The organism is Actinophytocola sp. KF-1 (genome assembly GCF_054661535.1).
Genome location: NZ_BAAFVK010000007.1, coordinates 400,831 through 413,936, shown reverse-complemented (window position 1 = coordinate 413,936; position 13,106 = coordinate 400,831). Strand labels below are relative to the sequence as shown.

General features: G+C 71.4%; 18 protein-coding genes. 9 read left to right on the top strand and 9 right to left on the bottom strand.

Annotation, left to right across the window (positions count from 1 at the left end; translation table 11 throughout):
* Positions 1 to 93: 93 nt before the first annotated feature.
* Positions 94 to 495, bottom strand: coding sequence for an AMIN-like domain-containing (lipo)protein (locus ACYQ77_RS23500; RefSeq protein WP_459714761.1), 402 nt, complete (start codon positions 493 to 495; stop codon positions 94 to 96).
* A gap of 317 nt (positions 496 to 812) precedes the next feature.
* On the opposite strand from ACYQ77_RS23500, the gene ACYQ77_RS23495 reads away from it, so the two are divergent.
* Positions 813 to 1,964 carry an acyl-CoA dehydrogenase family protein gene (locus ACYQ77_RS23495; protein ID WP_459714759.1) on the top strand — a complete coding sequence of 384 codons (1,152 nt, stop codon included), beginning with the start codon at positions 813 to 815 and terminating at the stop codon, positions 1,962 to 1,964.
* 362 nt (positions 1,965 to 2,326) lie between these two features.
* Here ACYQ77_RS23495 and ACYQ77_RS23490 read toward each other — a convergent pair whose 3' ends face one another.
* Both ACYQ77_RS23490 and ACYQ77_RS23485 read right to left on the bottom strand, forming a co-directional pair.
* On the bottom strand, positions 2,327 to 3,022 hold the full coding sequence (locus tag ACYQ77_RS23490) for a Crp/Fnr family transcriptional regulator (protein WP_459714757.1): 696 nt from the start codon (positions 3,020 to 3,022) through the stop codon (positions 2,327 to 2,329).
* Entirely contained in the window at positions 3,019 to 3,960 is a 942-nt protein-coding gene (locus tag ACYQ77_RS23485) for a hypothetical protein (RefSeq protein WP_459714755.1), read from the bottom strand. The genes ACYQ77_RS23490 and ACYQ77_RS23485 overlap by 4 nt, the downstream gene beginning before the upstream one ends.
* A 130-nt stretch (positions 3,961 to 4,090) precedes the next feature.
* Between ACYQ77_RS23485 and ACYQ77_RS23480 the strand changes: the two genes are divergently transcribed.
* Positions 4,091 to 4,717: a hypothetical protein gene (locus tag ACYQ77_RS23480; protein WP_459714753.1), complete on the top strand. Its 627-nt coding sequence runs from the start codon at positions 4,091 to 4,093 to the stop codon at positions 4,715 to 4,717.
* Here ACYQ77_RS23480 and ACYQ77_RS23475 read toward each other — a convergent pair.
* Positions 4,705 to 5,100, bottom strand: coding sequence for a VOC family protein (locus ACYQ77_RS23475; protein WP_459714750.1), 396 nt, complete (start codon positions 5,098 to 5,100; stop codon positions 4,705 to 4,707). The two genes, ACYQ77_RS23480 and ACYQ77_RS23475, sit on opposite strands and share 13 nt — an antisense overlap.
* Positions 5,101 to 5,110: 10 nt before the next feature.
* On the bottom strand, positions 5,111 to 5,848 hold the full coding sequence (locus tag ACYQ77_RS23470; RefSeq protein ID WP_459714748.1) for an AraC family transcriptional regulator: 738 nt from the start codon (positions 5,846 to 5,848) through the stop codon (positions 5,111 to 5,113).
* A 73-nt stretch (positions 5,849 to 5,921) separates the two neighbouring features.
* Between ACYQ77_RS23470 and ACYQ77_RS23465 the strand changes: the two genes are divergently transcribed.
* The 6 genes from ACYQ77_RS23465 to ACYQ77_RS23440 all read left to right on the top strand — a co-directional run bounded on the left by ACYQ77_RS23465 (position 5,922) and on the right by ACYQ77_RS23440 (position 9,931).
* Positions 5,922 to 6,617 (top strand): energy-coupling factor ABC transporter permease, encoded by a 696-nt coding sequence (locus ACYQ77_RS23465; protein ID WP_459714746.1) that lies wholly within the window; start codon positions 5,922 to 5,924, stop codon positions 6,615 to 6,617.
* On the top strand, positions 6,614 to 6,985 hold the full coding sequence (locus ACYQ77_RS23460; RefSeq protein ID WP_459714744.1) for a PDGLE domain-containing protein: 372 nt from the start codon (positions 6,614 to 6,616) through the stop codon (positions 6,983 to 6,985). The genes ACYQ77_RS23465 and ACYQ77_RS23460 overlap by 4 nt, the downstream gene beginning before the upstream one ends.
* Positions 6,982 to 7,713: a cobalt ECF transporter T component CbiQ gene (cbiQ, locus tag ACYQ77_RS23455; RefSeq protein WP_459714742.1), complete on the top strand. Its 732-nt coding sequence runs from the start codon at positions 6,982 to 6,984 to the stop codon at positions 7,711 to 7,713. The genes ACYQ77_RS23460 and cbiQ overlap by 4 nt, the downstream gene beginning before the upstream one ends.
* Positions 7,701 to 8,441 carry an energy-coupling factor ABC transporter ATP-binding protein gene (locus tag ACYQ77_RS23450; protein WP_459714740.1) on the top strand — a complete coding sequence of 247 codons (741 nt, stop codon included), beginning with the start codon at positions 7,701 to 7,703 and terminating at the stop codon, positions 8,439 to 8,441. The genes cbiQ and ACYQ77_RS23450 overlap by 13 nt, the downstream gene beginning before the upstream one ends.
* A 66-nt stretch (positions 8,442 to 8,507) precedes the next feature.
* Positions 8,508 to 8,996, top strand: a complete 489-nt coding sequence (locus ACYQ77_RS23445; RefSeq protein WP_459714737.1) for a SigE family RNA polymerase sigma factor — start codon at positions 8,508 to 8,510, stop codon at positions 8,994 to 8,996.
* Positions 8,997 to 9,010: 14 nt separating this feature from the next.
* On the top strand, positions 9,011 to 9,931 hold the full coding sequence (locus ACYQ77_RS23440; protein WP_459714734.1) for a hypothetical protein: 921 nt from the start codon (positions 9,011 to 9,013) through the stop codon (positions 9,929 to 9,931).
* Here ACYQ77_RS23440 and ACYQ77_RS23435 read toward each other — a convergent pair whose 3' ends face one another.
* Both ACYQ77_RS23435 and ACYQ77_RS23430 read right to left on the bottom strand, forming a co-directional pair.
* Positions 9,932 to 10,102 carry a DUF6186 family protein gene (locus tag ACYQ77_RS23435; RefSeq protein ID WP_459714731.1) on the bottom strand — a complete coding sequence of 57 codons (171 nt, stop codon included), beginning with the start codon at positions 10,100 to 10,102 and terminating at the stop codon, positions 9,932 to 9,934.
* Complete coding sequence (locus ACYQ77_RS23430) at positions 10,099 to 10,494, bottom strand: hypothetical protein (RefSeq protein ID WP_459714729.1); 396 nt, start codon at positions 10,492 to 10,494, stop codon at positions 10,099 to 10,101. The genes ACYQ77_RS23435 and ACYQ77_RS23430 overlap by 4 nt, the downstream gene beginning before the upstream one ends.
* On the opposite strand from ACYQ77_RS23430, the gene gcvT reads away from it, so the two are divergent.
* On the top strand, positions 10,493 to 11,590 hold the full coding sequence (gcvT, locus tag ACYQ77_RS23425; RefSeq protein ID WP_459714726.1) for a glycine cleavage system aminomethyltransferase GcvT: 1,098 nt from the start codon (positions 10,493 to 10,495) through the stop codon (positions 11,588 to 11,590). The two genes, ACYQ77_RS23430 and gcvT, sit on opposite strands and share 2 nt — an antisense overlap.
* A gap of 241 nt (positions 11,591 to 11,831) precedes the next feature.
* On the opposite strand, the gene ACYQ77_RS23420 is transcribed toward gcvT, so the two are convergent.
* Both ACYQ77_RS23420 and ku read right to left on the bottom strand, forming a co-directional pair.
* Positions 11,832 to 12,023, bottom strand: a complete 192-nt coding sequence (locus ACYQ77_RS23420) for a hypothetical protein (protein WP_459714724.1) — start codon at positions 12,021 to 12,023, stop codon at positions 11,832 to 11,834.
* Positions 12,024 to 12,072: 49 nt separating this feature from the next.
* Positions 12,073 to 13,020 carry a non-homologous end joining protein Ku gene (ku, locus tag ACYQ77_RS23415; RefSeq protein ID WP_459714721.1) on the bottom strand — a complete coding sequence of 316 codons (948 nt, stop codon included), beginning with the start codon at positions 13,018 to 13,020 and terminating at the stop codon, positions 12,073 to 12,075.
* Between the last annotated feature and the right edge of the window lie 86 nt (positions 13,021 to 13,106).

Below are 13,106 nucleotides of genomic sequence, written 5' to 3'. Positions count from 1 at the left end.
CGCGTCGAGGACATCCGGCGTGTCCTGAACGCGCCTTTCGCGGCGCCGGGGTGAGTGGCCCGCGTGCCGGGGCGCGCGGGCCGGGTCGAGAACTCACCACAGGTGGGCCACGTCGACGACCACCTTGCCCGGCAACGTGAACACGCGGAACGGCAGCCGTGCCCGCACGCCGAGGCCGACCGTGGTCAGCCCCTCGAACGAGCCCGCGAACGCGACCTGCCGGAACGTGCGGTACCCGCTCACGTTCACCAGCTCGTTGCGGTTCGCGTACCGGTAGGTCGGCCGGCCCGCGAGGTCGTACGCCGGGCCGTGGACCGTCACCGACAGCTTCGCGCCGCCGCGCAACGGGATCACGCGGCCGGTGGGGTCCTCGTACATCGTGTTCACATAGGACACGTGGTAGCCGCGGACGTCACCGGTCACGTCGAAAACGAGGCGGTCGTAGCAGTCGTGGCGGCCTGCTCTGATGTTCGTCAGGGTGCCGGTTCCCGTCATCGGGGCCGACTTCGTGAGTGATCCCCACGTGATACCGCAATACGGGGCCGCCGTGGCGGTCGTCGCGGGCAGCAGGGTGATCAACAATGCCAGCAGGGAAACCAGTGATCCGGTTCTTCGCAACATTTTCGGGCTCCCTCCCAATGGGGCTTTCGTGGGAGGACGTGTGATGTTCGCGCGCGTTGCGTCGGACACGGAGGTGGGCGCGGCCGGGCGCGCTGCGTGACAGTGCGCGCCGCACAGGGGGGTTGGGCGGTGCAAACGGTCTTTCCGGGCAGGGCAGCCGACGCGGCCCCGATGACCGTAAGGTGCAGGTCATGGACTTGTCGCTCACCGAAGAGCAGGCCGCGCTGCGGGAGCTCGCGCGGGACTTCGTCGACCGCGAGGTCGTGCCCCACGTCCGCGACTGGGACCGGGCCGAGCAGGTCGACCGGGCGATCGTCGGCAAGCTCGCCGGCGTCGGCTTCCTGGGGCTGACCATCCCCGAGGAGTACGGCGGCTCCGGCGGGAACCACCTGTCGTACTGCCTGATGATGGAGGAACTCGGCCGCGGCGACTCGGCCATCCGCGGCATCGTGTCCGTCTCGCTCGGGCTGGTCGGCAAGACGATCAGCACCTACGGCACCGACGAGCAGAAGAAGCGGTGGCTCACCCGCCTGTGCGCGGGCGAGTCGCTCGCCTGCTTCGGGCTGACCGAACCCGACACCGGCTCGGACGCGGGCAACCTCGCCACCAAGGCCGTCCGCGACGGCGACGGGTGGGTGCTGTCCGGCTCGAAGATGTTCATCACCAACGGCACCTGGGCCGACGTGGCGCTGATCTTCGCCCGCACCGGGGAGCCCGGGCCGCGCGGCGTGACCGCGTTCCTGGTGCCCACCGCCGCCGACGGGTTCACGCACCGCGAGATCAAGGGCAAGCTCGGCCTGCGCGGCCAGTCGACCGGCGAGCTCGTCCTCGACGGCGTCCGGGTCGGCGACGACGCCGTGCTCGGCGAACCCGGCCAGGGCTTCAAGATCGCGATGGCGGCCCTGGACAAGGGGCGCATGTCGGTCGCCGCCGGGTGCGTCGGTCTCGCGCGGGCGGCACTCGAGGCCTCGGTGCGGTACGCGGGGGAGCGGCACCAGTTCGGCAAGCCGATCGCCTCGTTCCAGCTGGTCCAGCAGATGCTCGCGGACATGGCCGTCGGCACCGACGCGGCGCGCCTGCTGGTGTGGCGGGTGGCCGACCTCGTCGACCGAGGACTCCCGTTCAACACCGAGGCCTCCATGGCGAAGCTGTACGCGAGCGAGAACGCCGTCTCGGCCGCGAACCTCGCGATCCAGGTGTACGGCGGCTACGGCTACCTCGACGAGTACCCGGTCGCCAAGATCCTCCGCGACGCCCGCGTGATGACCCTCTACGAAGGCACGAGCCAGGTGCAGAAGCTCCTGATCGGCCGCAAGCTCACCGGCATCAACGCGTTCGTGTGACGACGTGACGCCCCGGAAGACGCTTTCGGGCGTCCGGAAAGCGTCTTCCAGGGCATCGGCCTCAGCGGGCCGCCGGCGACCCCCAGTCGTCGGCAGCCCGCACCACCGGCCCCCTCACAGCAGGATCAGCAGGAAATGGCTTTCCATCGCAGGCCTCCTTTTTCCTCGCGTCAGGCGTGGAGGCCGATGAAGAGTCCGCACACGACCCCGGCCAGGAACATCCAGAATCCCAACCGCAATGCCGCGGAAACCGTGCAGATGTATCTCATGTCAGCCTCCCCGCCCCGGCATTTCCTTTTCCGCCGGGCAAGGAGTAGCGTGCGCTCTGCGTGAAACTTCTTCGACGACCGATGGCACCTTCGCTATGTGCCATTTGGCATGTTGCCGGTGAACGACCGCAACACGCCGGGGTCGGTCAGCACGAACGCGCGCCGGCCGGTGATCAGGATCCCGCGCTCCCGGAACGTCGCCACGGCACGGGCGACGGCCCGCAGCGAACCACCGACGCGGTTCGCGATGTCCTGCTGTGTCAACGGCATCCGCACCTCGACGCCGCGGTCGGTCATGGTGCCGTGCATGTCCGCGAGGTACACCAGGTACGCCGCGACCCGCTGCGCGACGTCCATCGCCGCGAAGTCGTACCGCGCCGCGTCGGAGTCGCGCAGCCGCACCGCCATCTGCTTCACCAGCGCGAGACCCAGCGCCGGCCGCTCGTGCACGCACGCGAGGAACTCGTCGTTGCGGTACTGCACGAACGCGGTGTCCTGCATGGAATCCACGGTCGCGGTGCGCGGGAAGTCCAGCAGCGCCGCGATGTCCCCGATCACGTCGCCCGGCCCGCGCAACGCGAGCAGCACGACCTGACCGTCCGGTGTGGTCCGGTACACCCGCACCCAGCCCGACAGCAGCACCAGCACGTGGTTGGTGGGGTCGCCCTCGTGCATCAGCACGGTGTCGGCGGGCCGCCTGCGTGTCTCGCCCCTGCCGAGCAGGTAGGCGTGGTCGTCGGGGCTGAGGTAGCTCAGGAACGTCTCGGGAACCAGCTCACCCGGCGTCACAGCGCCGCCCACCGCACGCCGTAGCTCAGCCCCTGGTGCAGTCGCGAGAACTCGAGCGCCACCTCACCGAACCGGTCGGCGGCCACCAGCGCGTCGTCGGGCGCGAAGTCGTCGATGGTGCGCGGCGGGATGCCGTCGACCCGCCAGATCTGCTTGGGCACGTCGGCGCCGAACCGGACACGGAGGCTGAACTTCGCACACGGCTGCAGCGGCGTCAGCACGTAGAAGGGCGGCATGACCGCGCGCGGCCGTGCGTTGAACCGGACGCCGTACTCGTGCTGCTCGCCCGCCCGCAGCGGGACGGGCAGCCGCAGCGCGAACGTGCGGTGGCTCGGCACGACGCTGTCGGTGCGGGTGATCTCCCCGCCGTACATGACGCTGGCCGTGATCGGGGTGGCGTGGTCCTGGTCGGCCTTGCCGTGGGCCGAGAACCGCAGCTCGACCTCCTCCAGCCCGTCGGCGGTCGCCACGATGGTCCGCTCCTCGAGCACCTGCGGCGGGTCGACGTCCATTCGGAGCAACGCGCGCAGCGAGCCGGTGTGCCAGCCCTGGTTGATGCTCGGGTCGTCGACGAGGTCGTCGAGCTGCTCGGCGATGATCCCGAACCCGACCTTCATCCGCCGCACGGCCGCCCTCGGGTGGTCGCGGTTGATCTGCCGGGCGGCCCACCCCATCCGGTCCTGCATGAACTGGTGGTCGGCCTCCGGGTGCAGCGCGAGCGCCGCCAGAACGGATATCCGCAGGTCAGTGGGCAGTCTGCCGCACAGTTCGGTCAGCCGGTCGCCGACCTTGCGCCGGACGACCGCGGGCGAGTCGTCCGGGGTCACGCCGCACGCGACCCGCAACCCCGGCCCGATCCGCTCCGCGACGTCGTTCGCCAGCATCCCGCGGCCGCGCGGTATTTCCAGCAGTTCGTCGTACGTGCTCTCCGCCCTCACCTGAACATGGTTACAGCACGTGGATTGTCAAGTCCACCGGCGAAGTGTCCACAAATTGTCGCCGGACATATCTTTGACAAAACCGGACCGTTTCCCTGCCGCGAAATCAATCCCCGCTACGGTCGAAAACATGCCGAGGGAACCCGTTGAGCCCACGGCGTCGCCGTACCCGCCGGCGAGGGGGCGGCGGGTCCGGACCGACCGGCTCGGGTTCGCGGTGGACGTCGTCAGCTACGGACAGCGCACCGAACAGGCACAGCAGCGCCTGCGGGATCGCCTGCGGGCGCTGCTGACGCAGGTGGTCACGGACCTGGGCGACGCCGTGGACGAGGTCGACCACGACAGCGGGGCAGGCGACGGCACGGTCGTCTGCCTGCCCGCCCGCGGCGACCCCACGATGCTCCTGCCCACGGTGTTGCGGTCCGCGGCCGACCGGCTCGCCGCCGACAACGCCGTGCACGGGGACCGGATCCGGTTGCGCATGGTCGTCGGGTCCGGTCCCGCGGGCGGCAACAGCCAGGCCGGGCCGCTCGTGATCAACATCAGCAGGCTCGTGGACAGCGAGCCGCTGCGCCGCGTCGCCGCCACCAACCTCGACGCCGACCTGGTCGTGCTGGTCCTGGGCATGGCGGACGGCCGGTTCCTGGCACCGGGCTACCTGCCGGTCACCGCGGACCGGGTGCGGCTGGTGGACCTCGCGATGAAGGAGTCGGTGCAGCGGGCGTGGCTGTGGGTCAGCGCGCCTCATGGCCGGTAGGTGCCGAACGACCACAGGTTCCCGGCGAGGTCGCGGGCGGAGTACTCGTGCGAGCCGTAGTCCATGTGCTCCGGTTCGCGCACGATCTCCGCGCCCGCGGCGGCCGCCCGGTCGCGGTGCGCCACCGGGTCGTCGACGACGGCGTACAGGCTGATGGGGGAGGCCAGCGGCGCCGCGGCCGTGCTCCCGAGCCAGCCGGGCTCGCGGGGCCCGCTGACCATGACCTTCCCAGCGTCCTTCCCGGACCCCAGCGACAGCACGGCGTGCTGGACGACGCCCGCGTCGTCGTGGAAGACCTCCTCGGCGGTGAACCCGAACGCCGTGCACAGCCAGTCGACGGCGGCGTTGGGGTCGGGGTAGTTGACGGCGGCGTGGATGCTCATGCCCGCGACGCTAGGTCGCGCGCACCCACGGGTATTGGACGGAAGGGAACCGGGCGAGCCAGGCGCCGGGTGTCGTGCCCGCGAACTCGCGGAAGTCGCGGTTCATGTGCGCCTGGTCGTAGTACCCGCACGCGGCGGCGGCCTCGGCGAGTCCGGTGCCGGGCAGGCGGCGCAGCAGCTCCTCGAACCGCAGGACCCGCGCGAGGGTCTTCGGCGCCAGCCCGGTCTGCGCGCGGAACCGGTCGACCAGGTGCCGCCTGCTCCAGCCCACCTCGGTGGCGAGCGCCGAGATCGGCAGGTTCCCGTGCGCGGCGTGCAGCCGCCGCCACACCCACGCGACCTCGCCCGCAGGCGCCGGGCCCGCGTCGGCGAGCCGCAGGAGGTCCTCGTCCAGCCGGCCGGCACGCAGGTCGGCCAGCTCGGCGAGGTCGACGACCGCGTTGGTCAGCTCGGACACCGGCACCCCGAACAGGCGGTACGCGCCGAGCGGCGTGAGCTTCAGCTCGACGCAGTCGATCTCGCCGGTCATCGACACCACGTCGCAGGCGTCGGAGGGCCCCGCGACGAACGCCCGGGGGAGGCCGCCGAACGCATCACCCATGTTGATGATCACAGTCACCGCGGTCGACGGCGGCGCCAGCCAGTCCGCGCCGGCCTCGGCGTGCTGGCGGAAGCGCACGTAGTACCTGGTCAGCAGGGGTCGCAGCCGAGCATCGGGCGGGACGGCGACCGACCGGGGCGAGGACATGGCACCAGCCTAGGCCCGCACGCTTGTTGCAAAAACCTGGTGATTACCGCTGAGTGGTAACTACGCTGAGGTCGTGTCCGCAACCGTAGCCATGCACATGAGCGACGGCCTGATCAACGCCCCGACCTCGCTGATCTTCGGCGGCGTGGCGGTGGCCGGCATGGCCGTCGCCATGGTCGGCGCTCGCCGTGACCTCGACGACCGCACCGCGCCGATGGCCGGCCTCGTCGCCGCCTTCGTGTTCGCCACCCAGATGCTCAACTTCCCGGTTCTGCCGGGGGTGAGCGGCCACCTGCTCGGTGGCGCGCTCGCGGCCATCCTCGCCGGGCCGTACGTGGGCGCGCTGTGCGTCGGCATCGTGCTGGTCGTGCAGGCGCTCGTGTTCGCCGACGGCGGGCTGACCGCGCTGGGCGCGAACATCACGAACATGGCGGTCATCGGCACCGCGGCGGGCTACCTGGTCGCGGTCGCGCTGCGGCGGTTCGCCACCCGCGGCAAGACGGGCCTGGCCGCGGTCGCGTTCCTCGCCGCGTTCGTCAACACGGTGGTCGCCTCGCTCGGGTTCGTGCTCGAGTTCGCCATCGGCGGCGACGCCGCGTTCTCGCTCGGCGGGGTCACCGCCACGATGGTCGGGCTGCACGCGCTGATCGGCGTCGGCGAGGGCGTCATCACCGCACTGACCGTCACCGCCGTCGCCGCCACCCGGCCCGACCTGGTGCACCTGCTGCGCGGCACGGCCAAGCCACTCGAGATCAGGAGCGCGGCATGACCGGGGCGACCACGAAGAGGACGTGGGTGTTCTTCGCGGCGTTCGCGCTCGTGGCACTCGTGTTCGCCGGGGTGTTCTCCTACTTCGCCGACGCCGACCCCGACGGGCTGGACTCGGCGACGCTCAAGGGCTGCGAGGTCGTCGAGACCGACGCGGGCGAGGAGCTGACCGGCGACTGCATCGCCAAGAACGCGAAGGACCACGACCTGGCAGGCAGCCCGCTGGCCGACTACGCGGTCGGCGGTGACGACCGGTTCACCGGCGTGGCCGGCGTCCTGGGCGTGGCGGGCACCCTGGTCGTCGCCGGGGGCCTGTTCTGGGTGCTGCGCCGCCGCCCGGCGAAGCAGGACGACAGCCGGGACGCATGAGCGGCGGTCACGCGGGCACGCACGTCCTGCACCACCCCGGTGACTCGCCCGTCCACCGGCTCCCGGCGCAGGTCAAGATCGTGGCCGCCCTGCTCACGGTCATCGGGGTCGTCGCGACACCCCGCGAGCAGTACTGGGCGTTCGGGCTGTACCTCGCGCTGATCGTCACCGTGTGGGTGATCGCGCGGGTGCCCGTGTCGCACTTCGTGAAACGGGCTGTGATCGAGGTGCCGTTCGTGGTGATCGCGCTGCTCATGCCCGTGTTCGGCGGCGCGGCCGGCGCGCTCGCCGGGTGGAACATCCTCGCCAAGGGCACGCTCGGCGTCCTCACCTCGCTGACGCTCGCCGCGACGACCACACCCCGCGAGCTGATCGTCGGCCTGCAGCGGCTGCGCACCCCGGCCGTCCTGACCACGATCGCCACGCTGATGCTGCGCTACCTGGAGGTCATCGCCGCCGAGGCGCGGCGGATGCGGCTCGCCAGGATCTCCCGCGGCCACGACCCGCGCTTCCTGTGGCAGGTCGGCGCCACCGCACGCGGCATCGGCGCGCTGTTCATCCGCAGCTACGAACGCGGCGAACGGGTGCACCTCGCGATGGTGTCCCGCGGCTGGACCGGCGCCATGCCCGACCGTGGCAGGCCCGCCCGCCCCGCGACCTGGCTCGCGGGCCTCACCCCGGTGCTGGTCACGGCCGCGGTGCTGGGCACGGCAGTATGGCTGCCGTGACACCCGCGCTGCTGGTCAAGGGCCTCGCGTTCGCCTACCCCGACGGGCACCAGGCCCTCTACGGCATCGACCTGCGCGTCGAGCCGGGGGAGCGGGTGGCCGTGCTCGGCCCCAACGGCGCCGGCAAGACCACGCTGGTGCTGCACCTCAACGGCGTGCTGACCGCGGGCGCGGGGACCATCGAGGTCGCCGGGCTGCCCGTGGCGAAGGCCAACCTGCACGAGATCCGGCGCCGCGTCGGCATCGTGTTCCAGGACCCCGACGACCAGCTGTTCATGCAGACCGTCGGCGAGGACGTCGCGTTCGGGCCCGCCAACTTCGGGCTGACCGGCGCCGAGCTGGACGCGCGCGTGCACCAGGCGCTGGACGCGGTCGGCATGACCGCGCACATCGACCGGTCGCCGCTGCACCTGTCGGGCGGGCAGCGCCGCCGCGTCGCGCTCGCGACCGTGCTGGCGTGCGACCCGGAGATCCTCGTGCTCGACGAGCCGTCGGCGAACCTCGAGCCGGTGGCGCGCCGCGAGCTGGCCGAGGTGCTGCTGTCGCTCGGCCGCACCATGCTGATGGTCACCCACGACCTGCCCTACGCGCTGCAGCTGTGCCCGCGCAGCGTCCTCGTCGACGACGGCGTCGTGGTCGCCGACGGCCCCACTCGCGACCTGCTCGCCGACGCCGACCTGCTGGCCGCGCACCGGTTGGAACTCCCCTTCGGATTTCGTCTCGACTGAGGCAACCTCGCCCGGCACGGGGTGCGTTCCTGATGTTGTAGAGGCACAACACAGGAGGTCACCGGGGTGAAACGCGCCGAGGAGAACGCGTACCGCGAGTACGTGGTAGCTCGGATGGAGACCATGCGGCGCACCGCGTACCTCCTCTGCCGGGACTGGCACACCGCGGACGACCTCGTGTCGATCACCATCAGCAAGCTGTACCGGCACTGGCCGAGGGTCGGCGGGACCCCCGGCATCGACGCGTACGTCCGCAAGGCGCTGCTGCGCACCTGGCTGGACGAGAAGCGCAGGCCGTGGCGCCGCGAGCAGTCCGTGGCGGAGCTGCCCGAGCTGCCGGCGCCCGCGGAGTTCGCGGTGGTCAGCCGGGCCCAGCTGCTCGACCTGCTCGACGGGCTGCCGCCCAGGCGCAGAGCCGCGGTGGTGTTGCGCCTCTACTGCGATCTCTCGGTGGAGGAGACCGCCGAGATCCTCGGGTGCTCGGTGGGCACCGTGAAGAGCCAGACCGCGCGGGGGCTCGACACGTTGCGCACCAAGACAGCGCAGGCCGACTAGCGGAGAGGTGCGGAATGGACAAGCGAGTCTTCGACGACGCGATCGGGGAGGTGCCGCCGTCCACGGTCGACGTGGACGCGGCCATCGCCCGCGGCCGCCGCGCGGCCAGGCTTCGCCGGGTGGCGAACCCGGCGGTCGCGGCCGGGGTGGCGGTGGTGCTGCTGACCGGCGCGGTCGCGTACACGATGACCCGGGACGGCGACGGCGGCGCGACGGTCGGCACGGCGCCGCCGACGACCACGACCTCGTCGGCGCCACCCTCGTCGAGGACGGCGCCGCCGCCCCCGACGGGGACGTCCGGGGCGTCCACCGACCTCGTGGAGATCCCCGCAGGGGGCGACGAGGTGCCGCCGCCGCGGTGCGCGGACGACGACCTGGAGACGGCGGCCGAGGCGGCGGACCGGCTCCGCCAGGCGGCGACGGACGCGGTCCTGGCGCAGCGCCCGGACCTCCAGCTCGCGCCCAACGTCGAGTACCCGCAGGGCACGCCACGCGGGCCGCTGGAGTTCTACCAGACCGTCACCGCGGGGGAGGGCGACGTGCCCATCTGCGACAGGGAGGGCGAGTTCGAGTCCACCGCCACCACGACGGCGCCGGACGGCGACGGCAACCTCCTGATGCTCGTCGGCGCCGACCTCCATCCCGACCAGGAGATGTCCTGCGCGCTGAACGGGCTGCCCGGCCAGACGTTCTGCGCGGGGGAGACCGGCCCGGGCGGCGCGGAGATCGTCAAGCAGACGGTGGGGTTCGAGGGCGGTGTCGTCATGCACCGGGTCGAGGTCGTCCGCCCGGACGGCACCGTGATCCTGGTCCAGGCGGAGAACGTCGCCACGTCGAGCAAGTTCAGCACGCCAGCGACGGCGACCGCGCCGCCGCTCAGCCTCGACCAGCTGGTCGCCATCGCCACCGACCCGGACATGACGCTGTTCCCGTAGTCAGCGCGCGAGGAAGTGCCACCCGAGCCAGCCCCAGACGAGCACCGTCAGGACCCGGCCGGCCCGGGTGGCCACCAGCATCGAGCACAGTTCGGCCGCCAGTCCCGGCTTTGTCAGTTGCACAATGAGACCGGCGAGGCCGAGCAGGACGAACCCGATCCCGAAGATCATCGCCGCACCAGGAGCCAGCCGCCCCACAGCCAGAGCGCCCAGCCCGCGACCCGCAGCGGGTAGATCGCCAGCACCGGGTCCATCATCAGGCTGATCGTCAGGTCGCCCGCGAACAGGGCGGCCAGCTCCCAGACGCCGAACGCCACCACCCACACCAGCCACGGCACGTGGTCGCGCCGTGGTCTCGCCGCCGGATCCCTCGGACGGTTCAGCACCAGCACGGCGACCAGGACAGCCGTTGCCGGGACCAGCACGGCGACGAGCGCACCCGTGCTGTGGCTCGCGAAACCAGCGCCGAACGCGGCGTAGGCGAGACCGGCGGCGAGCGGTGCGGCACGCCGGACACCCCCGTTGTTCCGGGCGGGCGTCCCAGCAGGCAGGATCGGGGTCATGAGCACACTGTCGCCGCTGCACGAGGTGCATTCCAAGCTCGGTGCGTCGTTCACCGACTTCGCTGGCTGGTCGATGCCGCTCCGGTACGGCAGCGAGCTGGCCGAGCACAAGGCCGTGCGGGAGGCCGCGGGCCTGTTCGACCTGTCGCACATGGGGGAGATCGAGCTGACCGGCCCGGAAGCGGCGCGGGCGCTCGACTACGCGCTGGTCGGCAAGCTCTCCGCGGTCAAGCCGGGCCGCGCGAGGTACACGATGATCTGCGACGGCGAGGGCGGCGTGCTCGACGACCTCGTCGTGTACCGCATCGGCGAGGACCACTACATGGTGGTGGCGAACGCGTCGAACGCCGCGGTGGTGTTCGCCGAGCTGCGGTCGCGCGCCGAGGGCTTCACGGTCGAGGTGACCGACCGGTCCACCGACTGCGCGCTGATCGCGGTCCAGGGCCCGAACGCGGTGTCGATCATCGGCGCGGTGTGCGACGCGGACCTCGACGCCCTGCCCTACTACGGCTCGGCGCCGACCCGGATCGGCGGCCACGACGTCCTGCTGGCCCGCACCGGCTACACGGGGGAGGACGGCTTCGAGGTGTACGCGGAGGCCGCGCACGCGGCGGACGTGTGGGAGACGCTGTCGGCGGCGGGGGAGGGCCACGGTCTCCTCCCGGCGGGCCTCGCGTGCCGCGACACGCTGCGGCTGGAGGCGGGCATGCCGCTGTACGGCAACGAGCTGACCGCGGACATGACCCCGTTCGACGCCGGCCTCGGCAGGGTGGTGAAGTTCGACAAGCCCGCGGACTTCGTCGGCCGCGCCGCCCTGGAACGCCGCCGCGACGCCGGTGACGCGGTGGAGCAGGTGCTGGTGGGCCTGGTCGGCGAGGGCCGCCGCGCCGCCCGCCACGGCTACCCGGTGATGAACGGCGACGACCAGGTGGGCACGGTGACCAGCGGTGCCCTGTCCCCGACACTGGGCCACCCGATCGCGATGGCGTACGTGCCGCCGTCCCTGACCGAACCGGGCACCGAGCTGACCGTCGACATCCGCGGCAAGGCAATGCCGGTCTCCGTGGTCAAACTCCCGTTCTACAAGCGCCCCTGACCCGCGAGCCCCCCTCCCAAACCCCGCGAGTCCCCCTCCCGGAACCCGCGAGTCTCCCGTTGGGAACGCGCGAGTCTCCCGTTCGGGACCGCCGAGTCGGCGGTTCAGGTCGACCACCGATGGTCGCGAACCGCCGACTCGCGCATCCCGAACGGGAGACTCGCGCGTCCTGAACGGGAGACTCGCGAGGCCTGGGCGGGAGACTCGCGAGGCTTGGGCGGGGGACTCGCGGGGGGTGGGGTCAGGCGGCTTGGCGGGTGGTGGTCGGCCTGCACCACGCGCAGGACAGTTCCACGCAGTCGACGACCAGTGTGTGGCAGGCCAGTTCAGGCACCGTGCAGTCGGGCTCGGTGCACTCCGCGACGTCCCTGGTGTGCCGGACGAGGGTGCCGTGGCAGTGCTCGACCCGGTCTCCGCAGTCGAAACAAGTCACCTCTCCGAGGCTAGCCACGCGCGGGCACGAGCCAAGGACCGACACACCTTCACGACGCGGCGGCGGCCGTCTTCTGCGCTTCCGCGACCGCCTTGGCCAGTTCGTCCCGGTTCATCTTGGAACGGCCCTTGATGTCCAGTTCCTTCGCGAGCTTGTCCAGGTCGGCCTTGCTCATGTCGTCGAGGTCGGACGCCTTGGGCGCGGACGCCGAACGGCCCTTCTTGCGGCTCTCGACGCTCCGCGACAGCGCCTCGAACAGGTCGACGACCTTCGTCGGCTCCGACGGCTCCTCCGCGGCGACGATCTCCTGGCCCTCGCGCTTGGACTCGATGAGCTTCTCGACCTGTTCGGTGTACGTGTCGTGGTACTCCTCGGGCCGCCACTCGTCCGACATGGACTCGATCAGGCTCACCGCCATGTCGAGTTCCTTGCCGCGCGCCGACGTGATCTCCGGCAGGCTCTTCAGCTCCTTCGCCGGGTCGCGGATGTCCTCCGGGAACAGCAGGGTGTTGAGCACGAGCAGCCCGTCCCCGGCCCGCACGGCCGTCAGGTACTCCTTGCCGCGCATGACGAACGACGCGATCCCCGCCCGGTTCGTCTTCTCCATGGCCTGCAGCAGCAGCGAGTACGACCTGCCGTACTCCTCCTTGGCCGGCGCGAGCCAGTAGGTCTTCTGGAAGTGGATCGGGTCGATCTCCTCCAGGTCCACGAACGAGTTGATGTCGATCGTGCGGGAGCGGCCGGGCGCGATCTGGTCCAGCTCCTCCGGCTCGATGATCACGTACTCGCCGCCGCCGACGTCGGCGCCCTTGACGATGTCGGAGAACGCGACCTCCTTGCCGGTGCGCTCGTTGACGCGCTTGTACCGGATCCGGTCCGACGTCCCCCGCTCGAACTGGCGGAAGCTGATGGTGTGGTCTTCCGTCGCGCTGTACAGCTCGACGGGAATGGTCACCAACCCGAAGTTGATGGCACCGCTCCAGATCGGTCGCGCCACTGCTACTGCCCTCCCCTTGGCCGTTGCGTCATGGTCATGATGGCCCTTTCCTGGGACGACGCACCAGTCCGCGACTTTCGCGACAC